The organism is Paenibacillus sp. FSL R5-0527, assembly GCF_038008055.1.
Taxonomy (GTDB): Bacteria; Bacillota; Bacilli; order Paenibacillales; family Paenibacillaceae; genus Fontibacillus; species Fontibacillus macerans.
The window spans coordinates 2,291,629-2,313,238 of sequence record NZ_JBBOYI010000001.1 but is presented as its reverse complement, the minus strand read 5'-3'; the positions used below and the strand labels follow the sequence as shown (position 1 = coordinate 2,313,238).

At 55.8% G+C, this 21,610-nt stretch carries 11 protein-coding genes, 1 pseudogene and 2 riboswitches; of the genes and pseudogenes, 3 read left to right on the top strand and 9 right to left on the bottom strand.

The window, feature by feature from the left end:
• Positions 1-428 precede the first annotated feature (428 nt).
• Complete coding sequence (gene sdaAA / locus NYE69_RS10120) at positions 429-1,310, bottom strand: L-serine ammonia-lyase, iron-sulfur-dependent, subunit alpha (RefSeq protein ID WP_340926054.1); 882 nt, start codon at positions 1,308-1,310, stop codon at positions 429-431.
• A gap of 34 nt (positions 1,311-1,344) precedes the next feature.
• A complete protein-coding gene (gene sdaAB, locus NYE69_RS10115; protein ID WP_340930348.1) occupies positions 1,345-2,010 on the bottom strand; it encodes an L-serine ammonia-lyase, iron-sulfur-dependent subunit beta in 666 nt (221 codons plus the stop codon).
• Positions 2,011-2,403: 393 nt separating this feature from the next.
• Positions 2,404-2,509, bottom strand: a riboswitch (glycine riboswitch).
• Positions 2,510-3,120: 611 nt separating this feature from the next.
• On the opposite strand from sdaAB, the gene NYE69_RS10110 reads away from it, so the two are divergent.
• Entirely contained in the window at positions 3,121-8,598 is a 5,478-nt protein-coding gene (locus NYE69_RS10110; protein ID WP_340926053.1) for a S8 family serine peptidase, read from the top strand.
• 67 nt (positions 8,599-8,665) lie between these two features.
• On the opposite strand, the gene NYE69_RS10105 is transcribed toward NYE69_RS10110, so the two are convergent.
• The 4 genes and pseudogenes from NYE69_RS10105 to NYE69_RS10090 all read right to left on the bottom strand — a co-directional run bounded on the left by NYE69_RS10105 (position 8,666) and on the right by NYE69_RS10090 (position 13,049).
• Positions 8,666-9,058, bottom strand: coding sequence for a VOC family protein (locus NYE69_RS10105; protein WP_340926052.1), 393 nt, complete (start codon positions 9,056-9,058; stop codon positions 8,666-8,668).
• Between the two features lie 1,168 nt (positions 9,059-10,226).
• Positions 10,227-11,030 (bottom strand): annotated as a pseudogene (locus NYE69_RS10100) (ABC transporter ATP-binding protein); the annotation flags it as partial.
• Positions 11,031-11,223: 193 nt separating this feature from the next.
• Positions 11,224-11,961: an ABC transporter permease gene (locus NYE69_RS10095; protein ID WP_328272250.1), complete on the bottom strand. Its 738-nt coding sequence runs from the start codon at positions 11,959-11,961 to the stop codon at positions 11,224-11,226.
• A 311-nt stretch (positions 11,962-12,272) separates the two neighbouring features.
• A complete protein-coding gene (locus tag NYE69_RS10090; protein WP_036625461.1) occupies positions 12,273-13,049 on the bottom strand; it encodes an ABC transporter permease in 777 nt (258 codons plus the stop codon).
• Positions 13,050-13,266: 217 nt separating this feature from the next.
• A riboswitch (cyclic di-GMP riboswitch) is annotated at positions 13,267-13,347 on the top strand.
• Positions 13,348-13,359: 12 nt separating this feature from the next.
• On the opposite strand from NYE69_RS10090, the gene NYE69_RS10085 reads away from it, so the two are divergent.
• Positions 13,360-13,725 (top strand): hypothetical protein, encoded by a 366-nt coding sequence (locus NYE69_RS10085; RefSeq protein WP_328272244.1) that lies wholly within the window; start codon positions 13,360-13,362, stop codon positions 13,723-13,725.
• 10 nt (positions 13,726-13,735) lie between these two features.
• Here the strand turns inward: NYE69_RS10085 and NYE69_RS10080 are convergent, their stop codons facing one another.
• Together NYE69_RS10080 and NYE69_RS10075 are read right to left on the bottom strand one after the other, a co-directional pair.
• Positions 13,736-14,803, bottom strand: coding sequence for an ATP-binding protein (locus tag NYE69_RS10080; RefSeq protein WP_340926050.1), 1,068 nt, complete (start codon positions 14,801-14,803; stop codon positions 13,736-13,738).
• Between the two features lie 33 nt (positions 14,804-14,836).
• Positions 14,837-16,225 carry a sugar phosphate nucleotidyltransferase gene (locus tag NYE69_RS10075; protein ID WP_340926048.1) on the bottom strand — a complete coding sequence of 463 codons (1,389 nt, stop codon included), beginning with the start codon at positions 16,223-16,225 and terminating at the stop codon, positions 14,837-14,839.
• Between the two features lie 126 nt (positions 16,226-16,351).
• On the opposite strand from NYE69_RS10075, the gene NYE69_RS10070 reads away from it, so the two are divergent.
• Positions 16,352-17,044, top strand: a complete 693-nt coding sequence (locus NYE69_RS10070; protein ID WP_328272248.1) for a response regulator transcription factor — start codon at positions 16,352-16,354, stop codon at positions 17,042-17,044.
• Here the strand turns inward: NYE69_RS10070 and NYE69_RS10065 are convergent.
• Positions 17,039-21,598, bottom strand: a complete 4,560-nt coding sequence (locus NYE69_RS10065) for a hypothetical protein (protein ID WP_340926046.1) — start codon at positions 21,596-21,598, stop codon at positions 17,039-17,041. The two genes, NYE69_RS10070 and NYE69_RS10065, sit on opposite strands and share 6 nt — an antisense overlap.
• Positions 21,599-21,610: the final 12 nt, after the last annotated feature.

The following is a 21,610-nucleotide window of genomic DNA, read 5'->3' as shown; positions in this document are numbered from 1 at the left end:
ATTTTTTGCAAAAAACCTTTAAAAATTTTTCTCGTTCCGTGTTGAGCGTTTTTTTATTGCTCGTTTTCGCTTTTTATTGATTAATATTTGGTTGTTGATTTTAGCGCGTTATTACTCTTTTTATTTCGGCGATATCCATCCATTTGAGAGAAATAGAGGGAATTTATTCCGCTATTTTCAAGGCTTTAAGATCAATTGTTGGCTGTAGCCGGCTGTTAGCGCCCGACTCTGCCGGTGAACATCGCGCTGCCGGATAATAAAGAGACTGAATAACGTTATTTAACTTGATAAAAACCAGGCCCCTGGCGGCGCCTGGTTTTTATCGTACGTTTAGCTGCGAAAGCGCCTCAATGGCTAGTCTTCCCGTAACGGACACCTCAACCAAAAAAGTCCCGGCCCTATCGTACAAAGGGCGGGACTCTGCTTGCTTATTTTTTCCGGTTTCGCAGCTCTTTCATGATTTTGCGGCCGGTCGGCGTTTGGGCCAGGCCGCCCTGGGCCGTTTCCCGATGCCGGCTGGGCATCGCGGAGCCGACCTCCAGCATGACGTCGATGACTTCGTCGGACGGAATCGCGCTGCGCACGCCGGCAAGCGCCATATCCGCGGCCGCCAGCGCATTGACCGCCCCGAAGCCGTTGCGGACGATGCAGGGGATTTCAACCAGACCGCCGACCGGATCGCAGATCAGGCCCAGCGTATTTTTCAACGCCAGACCGACGGCGTGCACCGCCTGCTCCGGCGTTCCCCCGCGCAGCTCGACCATCGCGCCCGCCGCCATGCCGATCGCCGAGCCGATTTCCGCCTGGCATCCGCCTTCCGCGCCGGAGATAAACGAGTTGTTGGCGATGACGTACCCGATCGCCCCGGCGCAGAACAAACCTCGCACCAGATGCTCATCCTCCCAGCCAAAACGTTCCTGCGCGCTGACGAACACCCCCGGGATGATACCGCAGGAGCCGGCCGTCGGAGTGGCCACGATCCGCCCCATCGAGGCGTTGACCTCGGAGACCGCCAAAGCGTAAGCCATGGCCTGACAGGCGATGTCCCCCGCGGCGGGCTCCCCGCTGCCGCGGTATTCGTTCACCCTTTTGGCATCGCCGCCCGTCAGCCCGCTCGTCGAGGTAATTTCCTCCGTCAATCCTCGGCGTACCGCTTCCTTCATAATTTGATAATACTCAGCCATCGCCGCCATGATTTCCGCTTCGCTCTGGCCGCTTTCCGCCGCCTGATCCTGCAGCATCACCTGCGAAATCGTCAGGGCCTCCTTATCGCACAAAACGACGAGCTCCCGCAAATTCCGAAAACGCATGTTTATCTACCCCTTCACTTTGATGTCAAACGCTTTACGTTAAATCGATGTAAGCCGTCCGGCTCACGTGCGGAAGCTTTTCGACCGCTTCGATGAGCGCGCCCGGAATCGCCCCATCCGCCTCGACGACGGTCAAGGCTTCTTCGGTCCTGCCCTTCCGGTCGGTTATGATATAGCCGATGTTCACGTCCGCCCGGCTGAACAGCGCCGTGATGCCGGCCAACATGCCCTGGCGGTCGGCATGCTCGATCACAAGCGTCGGCAGCTCGCCCGAACACTTGACCTCAAACCCGTTGATGCCCTGGATCGCAATGTTCCCGCCGCCGATCGACGCGCCCGTCACCTCGACCTTGCGGTTTTCGCCGGCCAGTGCGATTTTTACCGTATTGGGATGGACCCCCGGCTGAACGCCGGTCGTAAAGTCAAGCTTTATCCCCGTTTCTTCCGCGATTTGCAGCGACTCCCGGATGCGCTCGTCATCCGTGCGATAATCCAATATCCCGCCGGCGACGGCCAGATCCGTGCCATGCCCCTGATACGTTTCCGCAAACGATCCGTAGAAGCAGATATGCGCTTCGGCGGGCACCTCTTCCAACAGCTGCCGCGCAAAACGCCCGATCCGTACCGCCCCCGCGGTATGGGAGCTGGACGGTCCAATCATCGCCGGACCAATAATCGAAAATACATTTTTAAACCGCATGGTCATCTTCCCCGTTCCCCATATCTTTGTTTTCACCATTTCGCAAAAATCTTACTTTCAGCTTTCCCTATTAGTACGTGTTCAAAAAGGTCGGTTTTCAGCACCGAAGCGAAGGCTTGGGCCAGGCTGAATTCAAGATTCGATGCCGAGTATGCTGCTATGTACCAACTTCATGATAAGAAAAACGTATATCGACGTATATTCAAGGACGGCAGACCGCGTTTAGCGGCAGTTTTTCCAGCGATATAAGGAAGCCGATACTTGCCTCCAAGCACCACAAAGGACAGAAAAAAGGCTTGCTGCCTTCTCTCTGTCCCCGTTACCTGAGAGTTTGATGCTTCCGTTGGCCGGAACCACGTACCCCTTGGGTGGCTTTCGCTCTCTCCAGAGTCGCGTCAGGCCATGGTCCTTGTACCTGAGAGATTCAAAGCCGCCCCGCATGGCCGGCTATTTGCTCCTTCGGTGCCGCCTCCAAAGCGGACTCTCCCATGACCCTCATTCGCGCGATATCATTTTGTAATTAATGTAAAACGAAAAGCACCATATGTCAATATAGCTAACATACAAATTCAGCTAGATGCCAAATAATATAGTAAAATATTCCTATTTTTCTATGAGTATATGTATATTTTCATAAAATTCTACTTGTGCATTTTCATTTTCATAGATATACTATTTTCAAAACAAGCCAGTATTTACCTATTTTTATTTTTTATTGAAAATAACCTACTTTTCCTATCGAATTTATAATTCAACCGACCTTAACCCCATCGGTAGTTCAACGAAGGCTTGAATTTATCGCCGATACCTCACTGTTTTCCGCTTCACGTTTTGGTTATGTTCTAATCCGGCTTGCCGTATAAACCGGGCCCGACCGCCAAGCGTTTGCTCCCCGCTGCCCGAAGCGGCTCTCTTTCTCAACTCAACGGCAACTAGTGTTAACTTTTCTCCCATGAAAGGAGGTGATGCTTGGAATTACGATAAATGTCCGTCTTTTTTTCGCAAGTCTCTCAGGTCGTCTCCGGTTTTAACTGACAGCCGGCAATTCTCCGGGCTGCCACAAGAGGATGTTCCAAAGGAACCATTAACCTAGAAGAGGGAGTGAAGAAGTTGATCCGATTCAAAAGATTCCGTAAAAATTTCTCACTCGGTATGTCGATCCTCCTTGTGCTTACTTTTGTTCCTGCGACCTATGCCGAAAACGCCGGCGCTGCGGCCAGCACCAGTTTAAAATCCAGCTCGCCGCAAATTGCCGAAGCCAAGATCGATGACAAGCTCACGACGCAGTTCAAGCAGGACGATTACGTGACTTATCTTGTCAAATTAAAAGAACAGACCGATACGGCCTCCGTTTCCAAGCTGGCCCTGCAAAAAGCCGCAACCCAAAAAGCGACGCCTTCGGCCGCCAAGCTGTCGGCCCGGACCTCCGTCATCAGCGCCCTGCGCGAAACGGCTTCCCGCACCCAATTCAGCCTGGAAAACTATTTGAGGCAGGAGCAAAAGTCCGGAGAGGTTAAGGATTACAAAAGCTACTTTATCGTAAACGCCATGGCGGTGACAAGTACAAAAGAAGTGCTTGACCAAATCGCCCTGTTTCCAGAGGTAGAAAAGATTCTGCCCAACGAAGAGCGGTTTCTGGATAAGGTGGAAATCGACAAACAGGAGGCGGCGGCCGGTCAAGGAACATCCGTCAAGGATGCCGCGGCCGATCACGCCGGAGCGGCAGCCGTCAAGCCGAGCAGCGTCGAATGGAACATCGCCCAGGTCAACGCCCCCGAGGTGTGGGCCCAAGGCATCGACGGGACGGGGATCGTCGTCGCCAATCTCGACAGCGGCGTGGAATACACCCACCCGGCTTTACGCGCTAAGTGGCGCGGGTTTGACGCCGCCGGAAACATCGTCAACCCCGAGCTGAACTGGTACGATCCGCACAGCCACGCCACGCTCCCGGCGGACGCCGACGGGCACGGCACCCACACGATGGGCACGATGGTCGGATCGGAGCCGGACGGCTCGAACCAAATCGGCGTAGCGCCCGGGGCAAAATGGATCGCGGTGCGCATTTTCAACCCGTCGACCACCGACGCCATTATCCTGGACGGCGGGCAATGGCTGCTCGCTCCAGTGGATGCGCAGGGGAATCTCCATCCCGAACTGGCTCCCGACGTCGTCAACAACTCGTGGGGCGGGGGCTCGGGGGTGGACGAATGGTTCCGCCCGATCGTGCAAGCCTGGCGGGACGCCCAGATCTTCCCCGAATTTTCGGCCGGAAATACGACTCTCACCAATCCGGGCGGTCCCGGTTCCGTCGCCAATCCGGCCAACTATCCGGAGGCATTCGCCACAGGGGCGACGGACATCAACCGCAACCTGGCCGATTTCTCCCTGCTTGGCCCCTCGCCTTACGGCGAGATCAAGCCGGAGGTATCCGCGCCGGGCGTCAACATCCGCTCCTCCGTACCCGGCGGCGGTTATGAAGGCGGCTGGAACGGCACCTCGATGGCCGGCCCGCATACGACCGCGATCGCCGCGCTGCTGCTGCAGGCCAACCATTCGCTGACGGTCGACCAGCTCGAAGAAGTCCTCACCGGCACGGCGACGCCGCGCACGGACAGCCAGTTCCCGAACACGCCGAACAACGGATACGGCCATGGCATCGTCAACGCGCTGGACGCCGTCGGTTCCGTGCTCGAAGGGGTCGGAACGGTGTCCGGCCGGGTCGCAACCGCCGGCGACGATTTCGAAGAACCGGTGCTGGAGCATACTCCGCCTTCTTTAATATATGAAGGTTTCGACGTAACGTTAACCGCCCATGCGGCCGATAATGTCGCCGTGACTTCGGTTGAATTTTACGCCCGGGAGGCGGGAACCGAGCATTATTTATACCTGCCTGCGAAGCGCGTGTCGGGAACGAGCCAGGACGGCGTCTATGAAGCCACCGTCCCGTCCTTCCTGGTCGGAACCGCGGGGCTTGAATATTACATCAGGGTCAGCGATTACGGGGGCAACGGCTTTGACACCGCCCCGTATTCCGTGACCGTGTCGGCCGGGATTCAGCCCGGATACGAGCAGGATTTTGAGTCCGGTGTGATCGGGTACGCCTCCGGCGGAACGGGAAACACATGGGCCTGGGGAGCGCCGGTCAGCGGCCCGGGCAGCGCCTATTCGGGGGAAAAAGTGTACGCCACGAACCTGAGCGGCACCTATTCCGCGAACGCCAACTCCTACCTGCTGGCGCCTCCGATCGATCTGACCGGAAGCCCGGAAGGGGCGCTGCTTTCTTTTAAACATTGGTACGATCTTGAAAACAACCGGGATTACGGCACGGTGTATATCGCTTCCGAGGAGAGCGATTACGCTTTCGCGCCGGTGGCCGAATTTACGGGAACGAGCGGCGGCTGGAAGACGCAATATATCGACCTTCGCCCCTATGCCGGCCAGCAGGTTTATCTGCAATTCAATTTAACGTCCGACGGTTCGGTACAAAAAGCCGGCTGGTATCTTGACGACCTGTCGCTGCAAGCTCCGGACGACGTGGCTCCGGCGGCTCCCGGCGGGCTTAGCGGTTCCGTCAATTTCGTCGGCAGCGCGGAGCTTTCCTGGTCCGCCCCGGCCGATGAAGACGTGAAGGAATACACCGTGTATCGCTCCGAAGCTTCGGGAACGGGCTACGAAGCGATCGCCACGACGGCGGAAACGGCTTATACGGACGCTTCCACCGCGACCGGCGCCACGTATTACTACGCCGTCGCCGCAATCGATTACAGCGGCAACGAAAGCGAAAAATCAAATGAAATCGCCCTGACGATCGAACGTCCGGTCAGCCTGTTCAGCGACGATTTTGACGGCGTCGACGACGGCGGCTGGACCCACAGCGGCACGCAGGACGAATGGGAACGCGGCACACCGTCCGCCCCCGGCCCGAGCAGCGCCGTATCTCCCCCGAACGTCTGGGGCACGGATCTTGACGATACCTACGCGAATGGAGCGGATTACTCGCTCGTGTCCCCAGCCATCGATCTGAGCGGGGTGGACAATGCCACGCTGGCATTCGACCACTGGTTTGAAATCGAAAGTAGCTATGATTTCGGATACGTGGAAGCCAGCTCCGACGGCGGCGCGACCTGGGCCCAGCTGGGCAGATTTTCGCACAGCACGAACGGCAAGCAGTGGAGCCCCGTATACTACAGCCTGGACGAATATGCCGGCGGAACGGCGAAAATCCGCTTCCGGCTGAAGACGGATAACAGTGTTGCCAAGGCGGGCTGGTATATCGACAACGTTCAGGTGCTCAGCGTGCATACGCCGGCAACGAAGGCTGCCCAAGACGTGGTTGACGAGATCACCCCGCAAAAATCCAAGGCCGACAAACCCGGTCCCGCCTACAAGCTGATCCGCACCACCAAAAGCGAATATAATGCCGCTGTCGGCAAAGCGCAGGGGAGCGGCGAAGCCGGCGTCAGCAGCCTGCCGGCCAGCGCGACCGTGACGGTGGTGGAAACGGGACGTTCCGTGAAAACGGACCCCGCGACCGGAAAATACAGCCTGACCCATGTGGCCGGCAACTATACGCTCAAGGCGGAAGCCTACGGCTTTTATCCGCAAACGCTGCCGGTCTCGATTGAAGATCAGAAGAGCGCGAAGGCCAACTTCAATTTGCAGGCGATCCCGAAGGGGCAAATCGCCGGTACGATTAGCGACGAACGCAGCGGCGAGCCGATCGCGGACGCTACCGTAATCGTGCTTGAGGACGCGGCCATCGCCCCACTGCGCACCGGTGAGGACGGCGGCTTCTCGCTGGAAGTGTTGGAAGGAACGTACACGCTGTCGGTGTCGGCGCGCGACTATTACAGCAGCACGATCACCGTAACCGTGCCGCCGGACGGCAGCGCCGACGGATCGCTCGCGCTCAAGCCGTTCATCGGCTTCCCGGGCGAAATCGGCTACGATGACGGTACGGCGGAAAACGCCTGGTCCTTTAACTCCACAGGCAACGCCTGGGCGGTGCGGATGACGCCGGAATCCGGCGCGGCGCAAGTGACCGGCGCCTCCATCCGGTTCTGGAACGAGGAATGGCCCGTACCGGGCGGAACGGCGTTCCAGTATGCGGTATTCGACGCCTCCGGACCGGACGGCTCGCCGGGCCGCCAGCTGGCAGGACCGTTTGACGGCACGGCGCTGCGCAACGACCAGTGGACGACGCTTGCGCTGCCGGAGCCGGTGACGGTCGAAGGCGATTTCTACATCGTGTATCTCCAAACGTTGGCGGGCACTAGCGCGCCGGGCTTGGCTTCCGATGAGAACGGTCCGAACGCCGGCCGCAGCTGGCAACGGGTCAGCGGCGTCTGGAGCCAGACGAAGGAAGAGGACGGCAACTTTATGATCCGGGCCATTGTCCGCTACCCGGTGAACGCGCCGGTGATTACCTCGCCGGCGGCCGGCTCCTTTACGAACCAGCCGACGATTGCCGTAACGGGAACGTCGCCGGCCAATGAAGCGACGATTAAGCTGTACAACGGCACGGAACCGGCCGGTACGGCGACTGTGGAGAACGGGCGGTTCAGCTTGAATACCAAGCTGCATCCCGGCGCGAACGAGCTGAGCGCGGAGGTCGTGGTGAACGGCAAAACGACCGACCGTTCGCTCCCGCTGACGGTGACGCTTGACAGCGACGCGCCGCAGCTCGACGTCGTATCGCCGCGGGACGGATTCCGCACCAATTCGGAGGTGCTGAATGTGGCCGGTACTGCGTTGGACGATTATCTGAGCAAGCTGACCGTTAACGGCGCTGAGGTTGCCGCCGGAGACGCGGGCTCCTTCGCCCACCGCATTTTGATAAATGCCGGCGAAAATATCGTTACGGTCACGGCTACCGACCGGGCCGGTAACGAAGCGACGGTCACCCGGGCCGTTTATGTCGATCTCGAGCTGCCCGAAATCACGGGCCTCTCCCCGGCCGAAGACGTGCATTTGACCGCCGGCGAACCGCTTACCGTAGCTTTTGACAGCGTTCCGGGACTTGATGCCTCGTTCCGCATCGAGCTGCCGGTGGCGCTGGCGGAAAGCGGCGGCAACGGAATCGCCCTGGAAGAAACCGCCCCGGGGCATTATGAGGGCGTTTATGTTACGCCGGCAGCGCTTGTGCTTGACGGTGGAGTGATCGTCGTCAGCGTGCGGGACGAAGCCGGGAACGCCGGCGACTTCCAGGCCCCGGGCCGATTGTTCGTCGCCGCGCCGGGCGGCAACCCGCCGGGTGAAGATCCGGGCGAGGACCCCGGGGAAAATCCCGGGGAAGACCCGGATGACCCCGGGCAAAATCCCCCGGACGACAATTTGGCTCCCAAAGCCGTGATCAAGGCCGCTAATAGCGCGCAGAAGAGAAAGCAGGTTGAATTCGACGGCAGGCGTTCCTCGGACGAGGACGGCCGCATCGTCAGCTACAGCTGGCAGTTCGGCGACGGCGGCAGCGCGTCCGGCGCGAAAGTAAAGCATCGCTTTGACCGCGCCGGAACCTACACCGTGACGCTGACGGTCACCGATAATGACGGGGCTACCGGCACCGCCGTTCACACGATCAAAATCAAATAAGCGAAAAAAACAGGCGGCCTTGGCTCGAACGATTCGAACCAAGGCCGCCTTGCATTTTGCTACATTCCTACATTCCGTTATGCTGGACCAGGTCCAAGCGATTTCCGTAAAGATCCTCGAACACGGCCTCGATTCCCCACGGCACTTCCTTTGGCTCACCGAAAAATTTGACCCCGTTTGCCTTCATATACTCGTAATCGCGATAGCAATCCTCAGTCTGAACGGTCAGAAAAACGTGACCAGCCGCCTGGCTGCCGACCCTGTCCGCTTTGTCCGCCGTGTCGGCCTCGACAAAAACGATCGCCGTTCCGGCATCTTGAGCCGGGGCGACGGTCACCCAACGCATCCCGCCTCCGAACGCGTTATCCGTCAGCAGGACGAAACCCGCCTTCTTCGTGTAGAACTCAATCGCTTCATCGTAATTTTTCACCAGCAACGTAACATGCCCTATCTTCTTCACGTTTTCACTCCTATCACTTTGTAACTATCATTTAGTAACTACCACTTCGTAACTATCACTTCGCAACTCATAGCCTGCTTCTTCATTAATTTTCCCTCCGAGCGAACATAGTTTATGGGAGATTGGCTGTATCTATCCACCTCCCCGGCCGGAAGATCTATTCTAACGGTTGCCATAGCGCTTATTTAGCTAAAACCCGGCTATTTGACTCAGATTAGAGCAGATCAACATCCGCTGTCCGGACGCTTTGCACGATTATCCCATTTGATCCGGAAGCAGAGAGGAAGAGAATTTAGGAGAGGAAAATAGGTTTGGGAGCAGCGGACTTGTTCGAGATCATTAGTTCCAGATCATTAGTTCCAGATCGTTAGACAGGCTTGTGAGAAGGAGGGGTTGGAGAAGTGAAGCAGACCTGAAGGGAGGAATAGGCAAGACACCGGGAAAATGAAAGGACCGTGATTAGCCCTCACCCTCTCCCCCCTGAACAAAAGGAATAATCGTGCAAAGCAGCATGCAGGGATACCAAGACAGTTATTTTGTCAAGCACTGATCTCGGTTTTGAGCCTTTAAAAAGATCTTTTTTCGTAAAATAGCAGCTGCTACAACCGTTTAGATTCTCAGCAGGTGTAATATCGGCTCGAAAACCTAGCAATTGCGGGAAATCTGAAAAGTATCGGGGCAAACACTAGTGTAATCTGTAGCATGCAACGGATACTGCGGACCTTATTAGCCCTTTTAGCTCGTTTTGCCACTGCCAGCAGCAGCTCAGCGATACCTACGACGCCGAAAAGCTGCGGATAACCTCCTCGAAATCGGGCTCCTCCATGTCGACGTCGTCGATTTCTCCCCAGCCGCCAAGCTCCCGGATGATCTCCATGGTCCCGATCTCGCGCCGGTCGGCTTCGATGACGACCGTGTTCTCCTCTATGCCCGTGACGCGAAACGGCAGGCCGGACGGGTCGAACGTGGCCCGAACGGCCTGCGGACCCGCCGTCGCCCGAACGAATCCGGCCGAGGCAGCGCCATCCGGGGAACCTGCAACATGCCGTACCTCGAACCCTTCCTCCTGGTTCCCGGCAACATGCCGCGCCTTGATCCCTTCCCCCGGGTTCGAGGCAACATGCCGCGTCTTGATCCCTTCCCCCGGGTTCGAGGCAACATGTCCCGCCTCTCTCCACCCCTCCGGCATCCGAAACCCGCCCCGGAACTTTACGCGGATGACCGTCGGCAGGCCGATCATGTCCCGCAGCGCGCGGATCGTCCCGTCGTAGGCGAGCTGCCCGTGATTAATCACCATCACACGGCTGCAGAGCTGCTCGATATCGTCCATGTCGTGCGTGGTAAGAAGGATCGTTTTCCCGAATTCCTTGTTCAAGGTTTGCAAAAACTGGCGGATGTTGCGTTTGGCGTGCACGTCAAGGCCGATCGTCGGCTCATCGAGGAACAGCAAATCCGGATCGTGCAGCATGGCGGCCGCAATGTCCGCCCGCATCCGCTGGCCCAGCGACAGCTTGCGCACCGGCGTCATCCAAAATTCGCGCAGGTCCAGCAGCTCGGCAAACCGGTCCAGGCGCTCCCGTTTTTCCACCGGGCTTACGCCGTACATTTCCGCCAGGATGTCGTAGGAATCCTTCACGGGCAAATCCCACCACAGCTGGCTGCGTTGTCCGAACACGACGCCCAACCTGCGGACGGCCCGCCGCCGGTCGCGATGGGGATTGAGGCCGCCGATCATAACCGTGCCTGAGGTCGGATGCAAAATGCCGGTGAGCATCTTGATCGTCGTCGACTTGCCTGCGCCGTTGGGACCGATATAACCGACAAACTCCCCGCGCTCGATGTTGAAGCTGATGCCCCGGACCGCCTCTTTCAGCCGGTATTCCCGCGAAAACAGCGTACGCAGGCCGGACAGCTTTCCCTCCCGCACGACGGGTGTTTTGAACTCCTTATATAAATGGCTGGCTTCGATCATAAGCCGCTCCTCCTTTTCGTCCTGTATGCCTTCGCTTACTCTTACGCAGCATGCCTTCACTGACTTATACGCAGCATGCCTTCACCGACTCATACGCAGCACGCCTTCACTGACTTATACGCAGCACGCCTTCACTTACTCGTACGCACTAGCTCCTTGTACTTAAGGCCTTCCGTTCTTACTCTCCCTGCGCTTAGCTTCCCGTGCTTTGGTATTTCGTGATGCCGAACAGCCAGAACCGCAGGCTTGCGGCTAAGCATACCGCTGCCGCCCCCGCCGTCGCCGCAAGGATCCACGGCCCCCATTCGCCCCGTAAAATATAGAGCGAAGGTACATAATTCACAAAGCCGACCGGGATCACGAACAAAAATAACGAGGACATCCACTTCGGATACAAGGTGAGCGGGTATCGCGCCGCCGTTTGGGCGGCATCCTCGGTGAAGTTTTGCAGTTCGCTGATGCGGGTCGTCCAGAAACCGAGCGTAGCCGTAGCAAGTCCGATAGAAAACAAAATGACCGCGCCGGTAACGATAATGAACAGCGTAAACGGCACTGCGGTCCAGCCGACTTGTCCGCTATGCATCATCGCGCCGAGCGACCAGCACAGGATGAAACCGCCCTGCAGCAGTTCGCCGGGCATCAGCCGGAAGTTCTGCGGCATTAAAGCGAGCAGCACCGGCATCGGCCGCGTCAATAGCTGGTCGAGCTCTCCGCCAACCAGGTATTTTTCCAGATGGTGCACCTCCTCGGCAAACGTGCGGTACAGCGTTCTGGACAACGTCATCACCGCAAACAAATACCCGATCTCGTAAACCGACCAGCCCTGTATTACACCGAACTTGTCCAGAACGATCGCGATCATCAGAAACTCGGAAATCTGGATCAACGCGGCCAGTACCGTACCCAGCACAAAATTGAATTTGTACTGCATCCGGCTTTTTATGCTCGTACGGATCAGCAGCCGGTACAGGTTCAGCCAAGACGTCGGCTTCGCGCCGGCGGACCGGGCCGGGCCGGCAGTGACCTTCGAGAATCGTCCGCCGCTGCCGCTAATGTCATCGTTCATTTCGTGTGTGCCGTCTATACCGCTCATAGGCTTCTGTCCGCTCATAGGCTTCTGTCCGCTCTTAAGCTTCTGCCCGCTCTTAGGCTTCCGCCCGTTCTTTGGCTTCTGCCCTTTCTCGGGCTTTTGCCCTCTATCAGGCTTTTGCCCGTTCTCAGCGCCAGGCCCCTTCCTCTCGTTCATCCGCCCTGCACCTCCACTTTCCGCCGCAGCAGCCGGGTTGCCAGCAAGCAGCAAGCAGTCATCAGGACGCACCAAAGCAGCGTTCCCCATAAGGCGGAGCCGCTTCCGTTTCCAAGATAAATCGTTGTGGGAACATAGAGCAGGTAAGGGTAAGGCGATAGCCAGGCGAGGTTTTCCAGCGGTCCGGGCAGCCATTCCAGCGGGATGAAAAATCCGGCAAGCAAATTGATCAGCGCGCTATTGGCCCAATAGAGCCAGGACGATTCCATCGTCCACAAGGCGCTTACGCCGATCAAATAATTGATGCAGATCGACAGATAGGAGGCCCCGAGCAACCCTAACACGGTGTACAACACGGCGGTCCATTGATTTGGAATTTGCAATGAAAAAATGAAGAAATACAGGAGATAAATCGGGATGGATTTGAAAATGAACTGGTAGGCGATCTGTCCCCATTCCCTGGCCATCGTATGGCTGAACAGATGGACGGGACGCATCAGATCAAGCGCGATTTGCCCGGTCCTGACGGATTGGGGGATGCCGAGCCCGTTCGTGATGAAGCTGGTGATCCAGAGACACGCCTGGGTGAAGGCGATATAATTCACCATTCCCTGCGTTCCGTACTCTCCCAGCGGGTGGTCCTTCCCCAACCCGATCCAGATGCACGCATACATAAATCCAAACATCGCGCTCGCGAGGTTGTGCACCATATGGGCTCCGCGGTACTGCAAATTGCGGGCATAGGCTTTGGAAGCCAGCGTGAAATAAAGCATCCGGTTAAACACCTCCGATAAGCTTATTTAGAGGGGGTTTACCCCCTCATAGACGGGCAGACCCGTCCACTTCAGTCAAGGCGATTTTGCAAGAAGGATACTATCATACCTTAATATTCCAAGAGTGGCAAGAGAAATTTTGCGCACCCGGCTTACCAGGAAATGGATTGCATGTTTTATGGAATCGTGATACGATGTTTTTTGTGAAAAAAGCGGCTACGATAAACGGCAAACCTGTCGAAAGGCAGCGACGCAAAGCTAAAGGGCCTTCCCGCAAGGATGGCAGCCAGCTACCGAACAGAAGGCTTTTTTGTTTTTTTATATGTATATAATTAAGCAGGCTCAACCTAGAAAACAGGTATTCGACAGTCGGCTGCTGGAGCGAACCAAACGCGGTCTTCAAAATAGCGGTAATTTATGTGCTTATTATCCGGAGCCGGGCATGTTCATACCCATTAGCGGCATCTTTGGTTCTTATTCGCTTGTGAAGGGTCCAGAACGCGGGCGTTTCCTTGCGACTGAAGACAATAGCGGCATAAATCGTCTCTATTTCTCTCAAATTGACGGATATCGCCGGAATAGCGGCATTTTTTGCCCTTATGTTTTGCGCTTTTCGCAGGAGTTTCTCATGATCGTTTGGTCAAGCGACGTTTTGGGTTTTTGCGCTATAAATTAGGTAACACCACTTAATCCAAATGAACGGGTTTGGGCATTCGCAAGCGGAATGTGCTTCCCCGCCCCACTTCCGAAGTTACGCTAATCGTCCCTCCATGGTCTGTTGCAATTTTTTTGACGACATAAAGGCCCACGCCGCTGCCCTTAATTTGACGGGAACCCGAATGGCCGGCTCGATAAAATTTATCGAACAGCCGCGCATGCATCTCCGCGGGAATTCCTATTCCGTAATCCGTAACCTCGATGATATAATAGCCTGCTTCTTCCGCGATTCGGATGAGTACTGATGGTTTGCCGGGAGAATATTTAATCGCATTGCTGATTAAATTGTCAAAGACTTGAGACATTCTAAACCGGTCCGCGTAGATAAAAACGTCTTCAACCTCGGAGTCTACCTCGATAAGATGCGATGATTTCAAATTCCACCGTTCGGTCACTTCATGAATGAGTTCAATCAGCGGTACATAAGTTTTATGATAGTTATACCCTCCCGATTCCAGCCGCTCACTGTCCAAAACATCCTCAAGCAGATGGGACAACCGGTTTCCTTCCGCAAAAATGATTTCCATGTAACGCCGCCTGTTCTCCGCGGAAATATCGTACTGCATCAACATTTCCACATAGCCCAGCAGCGTCGTCAGAGGTGTCCTTAATTCGTGGGAGACCACGCTGATCATTTCGCGTCTCTGCGGATCGGCCGCCTCTTCTTCGCCGCATTCCCGAAATACCAATAAATACCCGTAACACGCCGTTTGCGCGGTATCCAATACCGGGCTTACATAAAACGAGAACAAACGCCTAGGTCCTTGGACATATAGAAACTTCCCCTGCCTTCCGTTCACATCTCCTTTTCGAAACGCTTGTATGGTCTTGGTAAGCTTATGGTCCTCCTGCGGAACGTTCGCATCCATCGCTTTGGTAAAAGCCGTAATATCCTGCCCCGTCATCTCTTCCAAGCCGAACAAATCTTTGAGCCTGCGGTTCATAAACACGATCGTCCCCCTAGTGTCGCATTTAAGGATACCTTCCTGAAATGACTCCAAGTAGTACGTATCGATGTCCTGTTGTTCCTCAGCCATGTTTTCTCTCATTCGCCAACCGCTTGTCCGGTTTTACCGCCTGGCCGGCACCTCATGGTTTTGCTCTTCCCCCTTTCCCTCCTTCGCCATCCAAGGATCGGCATAACGGATCATGTCGCTGTCTTCGATTTTTCGGCCGATTTGCAGTTCGATCAACTCCAGATCGCTGTACGCCAACAGCGCATGTTTCATGCCGGGCTCAACGACAACAACGCTTCCCGCCTCTACGGGAAACGTTTGGCCGTCAATGCACGCTTCGCCCGCGCCGGCAATCACGATCCAGATTTCTTTGCGCCGCCCATGTTCATGATAACCGATAAAACGGCCTGCGGAAATCACGGCCCGGTTGGTCAACGATTCCGTTTCGCCCGCGTGTCTTGCGATCAACACCGTCTTCCGGCCCCACCCGGTTTCTTTAAAACGGGGGGTGATTTCGACTTGAGCCACTAGATCTTTAATGCCGGCCGACGCTTCCCGGTCGGTGACCAGAATACCGTCCGGTCCCGCGGCCACGACAATGTTGGGCACTCTCCATACGCCCACGGGGATATCCAGCTCATTGACAATCCGGGTGCCGGATGAATCCGGACAGACATAACCGCTCCCGCTGACCTGCTGCTCCATTTCTTCCGAAAGCGAATTCCATGTGCCGATATCCTTCCAGCGGCCTTGATAAGGAACGGCTACAATGCGCTTCGTTCGTTCCACCACCTCGATGTCGAAGCTTTGGCGCGGAAGCAGCTTATACATGCCGAGCAGCTCATCGTAATCCGCCGGCAGGCCCCTTTGCCTAAGCGCATCAAGCAGAAATCCAAGCCGAAACACGAACACTCCGCAGTTCCATAAGGCGCCCTCGTCAATCAACGTTTGGGCCCTAGCCGCGGAAGGCTTCTCCACAAACGCTCGCACCCGCAAGCTTCCGTCCGCTTCGGCCGGCTGCTGCGTGACAATATAACCGAATTTATCCGCAGGCGCGTCGGGAGCCACGCCCAAAAGCGCCAGATCGGCGCCAGCGCCCGCCAACACGCCGGGCAGTTTGCCCAAGGCTTGAAAAAAGGAATCCTCCGCATAACCATCGACCGGCATAACCCCCACGATTTCGTCCGGATCGCAGCCTTCCTTGCTGTGCAAGTAGGCGGAGGCCAAACTGATGGCCGGAAAGGTGTCCCTGCGCTCCGGTTCCTCGAGAATCGGCGCCAGATCGCCAACCTGCCCTTGAATCAGCTCCCTTTGTCCGAGGCCGGCCGAGAACAACAACGCCTCCCCTAGCCCCGCGCCGGAAAGCTGGCGGCAAACCCGCTGCAGCATGCTTTCCGCTTTCCCCTCATGCCGCAGCACGGGCAAAAACTGCTTCGGGCGGTTCGTGTTCGACAAAGGCCATAGCCGTTTCCCCGCACCGCCTGACAATAAAATTAGACGCATTTTTTCTCCCACCTTTAAATTGATGATTGTCACATTATTTCAAATATTAATCATTTTTGTAATTTTGTATATTGCAAATATTAATTTTTCCTTTATTATTTCATAGAATAGGAGGGTGACTTATGAATGAGTACCAAAGTACTACTTGTTGATGATGAGAAAAATCTAACCGACATGATCGCTCTCTTCCTTGAAGAGAACGGGTACCGGGTGAATAGCTTCTATCATTCCCGGGAAGCGATGCAAATGCTGAAGCAGGATGAGCCCGATGTGATCATCATCGACTTGATGCTGCCCGGGATGGACGGCAACGAGCTGGTCCGGGCGCTTCACGCCCATACTTCCGCACCGGTTCTGATGATTTCGGCCAACACCCTGCTTGATGAACGGATTCGCGCGCTCGAAAACGGGGCGGACGACTTTCTGTGCAAGCCGTTCAGCCTAAAGGAGCTGGACGCCAGAATCAAAGCGCTGCTCAGAAGATCGCAGGCCGCCCGCGAATCGCCAGGCGCCTCGCCCGTTACGGCCAAAAAGGGCGAAATCGCCGTAAACGAGTACAGACGCTGCTTATTTGTAAACGGCGAAGAGATCGAAGTGACGAATATTGAATTTGAAATTATGAAGCAGTTGGCCAGCTCCCCCGGCAAGGTCTTCACCCGCAACGAACTGCTCGACCGGATTAAGGGCAGCGATCGCGCCTACTTGGACCGCACCATCGATGTGCATATTTCCAGCTTGCGCAAAAAAATCGAACCCGACCCGAAAAATCCCCGTCACATTGTGACCGTATGGGGGGCCGGGTACAAGTACGCTTTATAAGGCTTTACTAAAAAACCGCCTTTGGCCTTGTTTATAGTCCTTATGGAGGAACAACCCGCCCAGTGCAAAAATACATACCGCACCAACCGACAGGCATAACACTAGCAAGACGATTCCAATCTGATAGAAGCGGCGGAGAATCACGACGATCCTGCCGCTTCCGCTCCCGCTCGTGATGAACCCGGTCGTTACCCCGTTAACGGCGATGCGCGCCCGTTGCTTCTCTCCGCTTAGTTCAAGCTCCCACAGTGGATGGGGCGATTCGCTCTCATTGATCAGCACCTGCTCATGCCGCGGATTGTGGAGCGTGAACCTGCGGCTCATCGCATCTACGCGCTGAACCGTCACCTCGGGCGGATGCGGCGGAGAGGTGAAAAAGGGTTCGCTGCCGTCCCCTTCAAAAAGAATGAATTGATCGAGCAGAATCATGTCCTTATACGGAATGACCGAATAATTTTTCATCCGGAAAAATCCTTTGTCACGGCGATCCCCCTTCGCCAGCACTTGAATCCGCATCCCCGCCGCCCCTTCGGGCGCGGTAAAAATCTGCTCATAATGGTTCCACTTGTTTTTGTAGCTCTCTTCGACTTCATCAACGTAAGAAGTGGCAAGCACTTCATCTTGATCGTTAAAAAACACCACTTTCAAATGCCGGCCGGGAGCATTCTCCGATACAGCGTCAAAGCTTACCAGGTACTCCCCATTCGCTTCTGCGGGCATCAAGCCGGATTCATAGGTATACCAGGCGCAGGAAGCGCTGGGAGAATAGCGGATTTCCAGCTGGTCCGCCGCTGTTTTCAGCTCCGAGCGGCCCAGCGGGAGACGGACGCACGCTTCTTCCGCATGCACCGGCGCATCCGACGGCACATTGGACGGAGCATCGGACGGCGCATTGGTCGGCACATTGGACGGAGCATTGGACGGAGCGTTGGACGACGCATTGGAAGGCGCATCCGCCACAGCGGGCACCGCTTGGCCGGATGCTTGCTTCGGCGCCTGAAAATCCGCCGGCGAACTTAGCGACGGAACCGAACTGTCGAAAACGATCGACAGCGTGTAAGTTCCTTTAGCCAAATGCAAATTCCGGATTTCATGGCGCCGGTAATCCGCCAGGACCGCGGGCAAGCGAAGCAGCTTTTTGGTGAAGGTTTCCCGCAAAGGGTCGGTTTCGACCACCGTATCCTCTGCTCGTAGTATACTTGGCCTTGCTGCTTGTACGGTGCGTTTAATCACTTCTCCGGTCGCCTGATTGGTCAAGGTTACCGTCAGCTTGCCGCGGTGGCCGGACGGCAAATTGGCCAGCAGCGCCGCCGAATAATCGCCGTCCCGCAAAATTTCCACGGTTCTGCGCAGCTCCCCGTCCTGGTAGCTGATCCCGCGGCCCAAGCTCAATTTCGGGTATGCCCGTTCGCTTTGCACGTTCCCCAATCCCATAAAATCGTGCTCCGCCTCCAGCACCACAAACAGCTTGGCCCGCTCGATCGCCCCCTCCACAGGAAGCGCCAGTTCCTCCCGCTTCTCGTCAGGAACGATCGCCAGCGTATTGACGGCATTAAATCCCTGGACATTGGTTACCGAAACATTCACCTCCCCTTGCGGCAGCAGATGCTGCCCCAAGTCCACCCATTGAAACTGATTGATGCTGTCGTCTTTGGTCGGCACATCGACCGTCCCGTCCGGCAATGTAACACGGATGCTCCCCCCCGCTTTGTTGACCAGCACCCGCGCGTAGATCCGCGATAGCTGCTGCTTGTCCAGCGTTTTATGCATGACAAAAGTGTTCGGTTTCTTATACGCCCCGAGATCGGCCAGCTCAATCGCATGAATCCGCCAATAGGTATTTTGCTCTGGCCGCTGCCGGGTCAGCAGGTCGATCCGCATCCGCGTGGTGCCGGGCGGCGTGATAAACTCCCCGTAAAAGCGGGCCCCGTCAAAGTCGCTTTCCGTCGTGGGGGCGACGACATAATGGATGCCGAGCTCATTTTTATTTTCATCATAAAAACGGACCTTGAAATGCAATTGGTTTGTCCCCTTGCCGGAAGCCGTAATGGAAAATTGATAAGGGTTGTTTTCCTTCGCCTCCAGCAAACCCGATTTGGCCACTTGCCAGATGTTCTTCGGTTCTCCCTTCATAATCTCTCCGTACAGTTTGGGCAACCGCTCCGCCGAACTTGAGGAGACCGCCTCGATTTTGAACAGGTCCGGGTTATCGGCGGTAAAAAATCGCTTCTCGCTCAGCATGCCGTTAAGATCAAGCACCGTTTTCCCTTTGACCCGGTCCATCATATAAGGTGCGACATCCAGCTTGCTGGTGGCAAAGGTAACGGCGGTACCGGCGTTCAGGTCCATGTCAAAGGGATAATTGCCGATATTTTGCGAGGCCAAATACCATAGCCAATCATTGTTGGAAACCAGCGTTTTCGACCATTTCAGATAAGCGTTCCCGTCTTCGATGGCATCGAACGGGCGCAGGTAATACTCGGCGGGAAGCTGGGACAACAGCAGATCGTCAAACGAAGCCGCCTCCAAATAATCCCCTTGGTTCACGGCCGGCAAGATCGGCAGCGAGGGGTTTAAGCCGGTAAACAGCACCGCAAAATTGGAGAAGTCAAAACCGGGTTGATGGCTGTAGCTTTCCATGCGGCTGAAACCGTAAGGCGTCACCACCTTGCGCGGGACGACATACATGTAGGGCAGCGCGTGTTCCAGCCGATACAATGAGAAGTACCGGTTATTGTACGTATTGTCCAAGCCTTCCTGCATCTTCAGCAGCTCTTGGTTAAACGCCTGCCGTTCTTCTTGTCCGGCGTATTCCTGATGATAGACAAGCTGGTCGATCCCAAAAGGCGCAAACAGCTTGCCCAGCTTGCCGCTAAGCCCGTTATCCAGCAAATATTGAAGAAAATTAAAATAGTACGTAATGCTCGGCGCGTTCCCCTCATGGTGAAACAACGTGTTCTTGGGCGAAGAATACACCTGAAAGTCGCCGGTCGCTTTTTCCATAAACGTATTTCCTTGATTCCACACCGGTGTGGCCACACCGTTATAGCTCTGAATCATATTGTCGGCGATAGGGAAATAAAGCGCCTTACTCCCGAGCTGCTTGGCATCGGTCTGCTTGGGATCGGTCAGCTTGGCGGCCAGTTCGCCGTACTCCGCGGGAATTTGCACAGGCTTGTAGTAACCTTTAATGAACTCTTCGCGCAGCGGATTGACATAAATCCATAAACAGCCCAGCACGGCCAGCACCGCCGCCGCTTTCACAAGGCGGGAGCAGCCCGGCGGCTTCAGCCATGCCAACGCCCGGATGACGCCAAAAGACAAAAGCACGCTGAAGTTGACGGCAAGAAGCCCGACGATTTTGTTCGGGTCGCGGAACATCGTGCCGACGATCGGCGTCTTGGTCACCAGCAGGACAAACGCCTTGGCAAACAACGGGATTTTAACCCCTGTCGCCACGAGCGCAAACACCATCGTCAGCAGCGTAAACATCAAAATGATGGAAAACCGGCGTGACGCCGTCAGCATGCTTAGGGCGATCAGCGCCAGCAGCACGCCGCCGCCAACGTAGAAGGAGAGCGGCAAGCGCTCCAGCGGAAACATCGGCCACCAGTAGCTGATGAAGTACAGCACATTGACCAGGCTGCTGTTCCTGCTGAAAAGGGACAAGGTGTCGACCACATTGATGTTGTTCTGGGACACCTGCGCATCCATCAAGATGCTGCCGAAATACAGGGACAGCCAATAGAAGCTGAGCAGCCCGAAAAAGAGGCCAAAGATCACTCCTTTGAGCAGAAAGTTCCGGTACAGCGCCTTAAGCATGGACCAGCCGCCGCTGCGGTAAACCCAGCCCAGCTTGATCGCCAGTAACACCGCAAACATCCCCAAATAGATCAGGCCGTAAAAAAAGTAGTGAATCGCCGCCGCGCTGACGGTAAAAACGGCGGCAAGCAGAAACAAGTCAACCACGTTGCGGCGGTACAGCCTGCGAACATCGTAGTTTTCGATCCGCCGGCGCTGAAATTTCGGATCAAACGCGCTGAAGAACAGCATCAGCACAAGCGGGAACAAACTGTACCCGCACAATAAATAAATGTGCTGAATGCGAAACACAACCCATGGGTTAAGCGCGTAAAACAACGCCCCCGGAAGCAGGGCCATCATGCGGATGAGCGTAAAGTCGCCGGAATCGGAATAGTACACACCAATCAGCCGTTTCGTAAACAGGTACATCGACAGCGCCGACACCAGCAGCAGACAGGTGACAAATGACTTGAGCAGGACGGCGCCGCTTCCTCCAAAGGCAAGAGACAATCCATAAAACGGTAAAATATACAGCAGTCTCGGCGCGTTGAGCAGGGTCGACGTAGACCAGCGCTCATTCCAGATGCCGACAATTTCCTCCATGTAGCGGTCCGAACGGCCGCCAAAAGCCAAATCGCTGAACACGATTTGCCCCCGGCCGTAAATGGGCGCCAGAAACAATAAAACAATCAATAGAATCGCTCCGGCGGCGATCAAATCGTAGCGATATATGTAAATCCACCGCTTCACTAGCGTCCTCCT